Below are 3632 nucleotides of genomic sequence, written 5' to 3'. Positions count from 1 at the left end.
GGGCGGTGCGGTCGCCGCGATTGGCGCCAGCGCCGGCGTCGCACGCGCTATGTGTCCCCTTCACGCACGGGGTGCGATGGGGGATACGGGAAGAATCGGACATGGGGGGGGAGGCAATGCCCTACCCCGCGGATGCCGTGGCGGCGTTAGTCGCCCTCGGGCGCGCCCTCTTCGCCTTTGGCGGCGCTGGACTGGGCCGGAGTGGCCTCAATCTGCTTGAGGTACTTGTCGCGGCACTCGTAGCTGCAAAAACAGTGAACGCCGCTGCCATCCTTCACGCGGATATTGGCGTCACTTGGCACATACGTGCCGCAGACGGGGTCTTTGACGGTCTCGCCAGTGGCGGACATAGTCTCCTTTTCCTTCTGCTCCTTGGTGACCTTCTTTTTCTGGTCGCCCTTGATGAGCTTAAAGAGGAGAAAGGCGCAGACGATGACGATGAGGAATTTCAGCATGTTCGCACCACTTGGCCAAAACACGGCCTGTCGCTAAAGGGGTTGAAAAGACGCGCAGCAGGGGCGCGGCGGCGCTAGTCCTGCCAGATTTTGGCCTCATCCACGCGGTAGTCAAGGCGCCCCAAGGCGCCGCGCAGCGTGTCGCCATCCGGAAAGAGCAAATCGCCCGCCAGCTCCGCAAGGGGAACCAGCACAAAGGCGCGGTCCTTCATACGTGGATGCGGCACCTCAAGCGTGGGAGTGATGAGCACTTCGTTGCCGTAGAGGAGCAGGTCTATGTCGATGATGCGCGGGCCAAAGCGGACTGCCGCCTCGCCGCGTTCACGTCCAAGATCCTTTTCCGCAGTCAGCAGTGCATCAAGCAGGCGATGCGCCGAGACATCCGGCTCGCATACCACGCGCACAACCTGATTGGCAAACCACGGCTGTTCCTTCACATTCTGCGGCTCGGTAAAGAAGACTGATGAGGTCTTGTCCACGCGAACACCGGAAATCTCGCCCAGGCGCGTAATGGCCCGGGCGAGGTTGTCTTCGGTGTCGCCAAGGTTGGAACCGAGGCAGATATAGGCTGTTACAGGCTGGAGATACGTGATGCCGCCTCCTCAAGCCGCTCAGTAGGCACGGTGAGGGAGATGCGGAAGAAGCCTTCTCCCGGCTCGCCAAAGCCGCTGCCGGGGGTGATGACCACGCCCTTCTCCTCAATCATCTTGGTGACGAATTCGGCGGAGGTGTAGCCTTCCGGCACCTTGGCCCACAGGTAGATGGTGGCGTCGGGCACGCGGCATTCAATGCCGGCCTTTTCAAGGGCCTTTACCATCACGTCGCGGCGCTTGCGGTAGACCTTGCGGTTTTCCTCAACGGCGGCGTCGCCCTCGTTCAGGGCGAGGATGGCGGCCTCCTGCACGGCCTGGAAGCAGCCGGAGTCCACGTTGGTCTTGATGTTGCCAAGTGCGCCGATGAGCTGCGGATTGCCCACGGCCATGCCGACCCGCCAGCCGGTCATGTTGTAGGTCTTGGACAGGGAGTGGAACTCAACGGCGACGTCCTTGGCGCCCGGCGTCTCAAGGATGGACAGGGGCTTGTTGTTGTCGTCGAAGTAGATTTCCGTGTAGGCGGCGTCGTGCACGATGATGGTATTGGTCTCGCGGGCGCGGTCCACCAGCTTCTGGAAGAACTCCGGCGTGGCCATGGCGGCCGTGGGGTTGTTCGGGAAGTTGACGTAGATGGACTTGGCGCGCTGCCACATTTCGTCGGACACGGAGTCCAGCAGGGGCAGAAAGTTGTTGGATTCCGGCTGCGGGATGAACACGGTTTCGCCGTCGGCAAAGTCCGTGGCGATGGGGTACACGGGATAGTTGGGCGTGCACACCAGGTTCACGTCGCCGGGGTCGGTGACGGCCAGCGCAAAGTGGGCGATGCCCTCCTTGGAGCCGATAAGGTTCACCACTTCGGTTGCGGGATCGAGGGAGACGTTGAAGCGGCGGCCATACCAGTTGGCCACGGCCGAGCGGAACTCGTCCAGCCCCTCATAATCCGGATACCGGTGGTTGGCCGGCTTCCTTGCAGAGCGGCACAGTTCGTCGATGATGAAGTCCGGCGTCGGCAGGTCGGGGTCGCCGATGCCGAGGCTGATGATATCCACGCCGCGGGCGGCGACTTCCTTTTTCACCTTGTCGATGCGGGCGAAAAGGTACGGCGGAAGGTCGGCCACACGACGGGCAAGTTTGAATTCAGACACGAGATGTCTCCTTCAAAGGTGTTTTCCAGTTCAAGCGGTATCCAGTTATTCCCTGTGGTAAAGGGCGAAAAGTAACCGCCCCCCGCAGGCTATGTCAACTGCGCCGCGCGCTGCAAAACCCGCGAATGCTGAAAAGACGCCCCCTTGCGGACGAGGGCATGCGCAAATTCTGCTCCGCTGCGCCGTATTGCGTCGTTTTCCGCGCCAAAGTGGCATGCGGGGCCGCCTTTGCGGTTTTGATGTGGCCTGCCGCCGCTTTTCGGCTGCGCCCTCCCCCAGCCTCAAACCACCCGCCGCCACTTGAGGAGCGCCGCGCGTGTGTGTATCGTCGCGGGGCATATGGAAAAACCTGCAACCACAACGAAGATTATGACCTCCACCCCCTCCGAGACCGCCCCGCGCCGCACAGCGCATCCGTGGCTGGACAGTTACCTTGAGCACCTGCTGGTGGTTCGCGGCCTGTCCGAGAATTCGCTCAGCGCCTACGCCGCCGACCTTGCGGCATTTACTGACTTTTTGGACGAGAAGAAGGCTCCTCTTGAGGGCGTGACCCAGCAAAGCCTGTCCCTGTATCTCTTCCACCTGCGGCGTAAGGGCGTGAAAAGCCGCAGCCTTGCGCGGTATCTTTCCACCCTGCGCGGCTTCTTTGCGTGGCTGGAGGACGAAGGGCTGGTGCAGGGGAATCCGTCCCAGTACTTGGAAAATCCCAAACTCCCCCGCAAACTGCCGGAAGTGCTGTCCGTGGAGGAAATGTCCGCCATCCTGCAGCGCCCGCGCACCGAGGAAAAGCTGGGCTACCGCGACAGAACCATGCTGGAACTGCTCTACGCGGGCGGGCTGCGCGTGAGTGAGCTTATCGCCCTCAAGGCTTTTGATTTTGACCCGCAAGTGGGCGTATTAAAGATATTTGGCAAAGGCGCCAAGGAGCGGCTGGTACCCATCCATTACGCCGCGCAGGAGTATTTGGAAACCTACCTGCGCCATTGGCGCCCCCAGTTTTCGCCCAAGCAGGATTTCGTCTTCCTGAACCGCTCCGGCAAGGGGCTGTCGCGCCAAGCGGTGTGGAAGTGCGTGAAGCGCTACGCCCTTGAGGCAGGCATCACGCGCGATATTTCCCCGCATACGTTCCGCCACTCCTTTGCCACGCATTTGTTGGAAGGCGGTGCGGACCTGCGAACCGTGCAAATCCTCCTCGGGCACTCCGACATCACGGCAACGGAAATCTACACCCATGTGCAAAGTGGCCGTTTGAAGCGTATGCACAGTCAATTCCATCCGCGTTCCGGTATGAAGGCGAAAAAATAGAGGGTTTTGCGAGAGCGCCAGCGGTGTGGTACGGTCCTTCTACACTGGCTACGCCATCCGGGCGGGCCGAGACCTGCCACGCCTCTGGGAGGACAGATAATGGCCGTAGCCATGACGTTTGATGCGGATTGGGC

At 61.3% G+C, this 3632-nt stretch carries 4 protein-coding genes; 1 reads left to right on the top strand and 3 read right to left on the bottom strand.

Going from position 1 to position 3632, the window contains the following annotated elements; genetic code table 11:
- Positions 1 to 146: 146 nt before the first annotated feature.
- The 3 genes from ACY69P_RS15185 to ACY69P_RS15175 all read right to left on the bottom strand — a co-directional run bounded on the left by ACY69P_RS15185 (position 147) and on the right by ACY69P_RS15175 (position 2193).
- Complete coding sequence (locus ACY69P_RS15185; protein WP_459899911.1) at positions 147 to 455, bottom strand: transcriptional regulator; 309 nt, start codon at positions 453 to 455, stop codon at positions 147 to 149.
- Between the two features lie 74 nt (positions 456 to 529).
- Positions 530 to 1018 carry a 2-amino-4-hydroxy-6-hydroxymethyldihydropteridine diphosphokinase gene (folK, locus tag ACY69P_RS15180; RefSeq protein WP_462328080.1) on the bottom strand — a complete coding sequence of 163 codons (489 nt, stop codon included), beginning with the start codon at positions 1016 to 1018 and terminating at the stop codon, positions 530 to 532.
- 8 nt (positions 1019 to 1026) lie between these two features.
- Positions 1027 to 2193, bottom strand: a complete 1167-nt coding sequence (locus ACY69P_RS15175) for an LL-diaminopimelate aminotransferase (RefSeq protein ID WP_459899912.1) — start codon at positions 2191 to 2193, stop codon at positions 1027 to 1029.
- Between the two features lie 369 nt (positions 2194 to 2562).
- Between ACY69P_RS15175 and xerD the strand changes: the two genes are divergently transcribed.
- Positions 2563 to 3498 carry a site-specific tyrosine recombinase XerD gene (gene xerD, locus ACY69P_RS15170; protein ID WP_459900096.1) on the top strand — a complete coding sequence of 312 codons (936 nt, stop codon included), beginning with the start codon at positions 2563 to 2565 and terminating at the stop codon, positions 3496 to 3498.
- Positions 3499 to 3632 lie beyond the last annotated feature (134 nt).

Source organism: Desulfobaculum sp., from assembly GCF_054921475.1.
Note: the sequence above shows the minus strand (reverse complement) of the source record. Positions and strands in the feature narration are given on the sequence as shown.

Coding starts and splice junctions, on each gene's coding strand:
- ACY69P_RS15185 (WP_459899911.1), bottom strand. CDS start 455: ATGCTGAAATTCCTCATCGTCATCGTCTGCGCCTTTCTCCTCTTTAAG.
- xerD (WP_459900096.1), top strand. CDS start 2,563: ATGACCTCCACCCCCTCCGAGACCGCCCCGCGCCGCACAGCGCATCCG.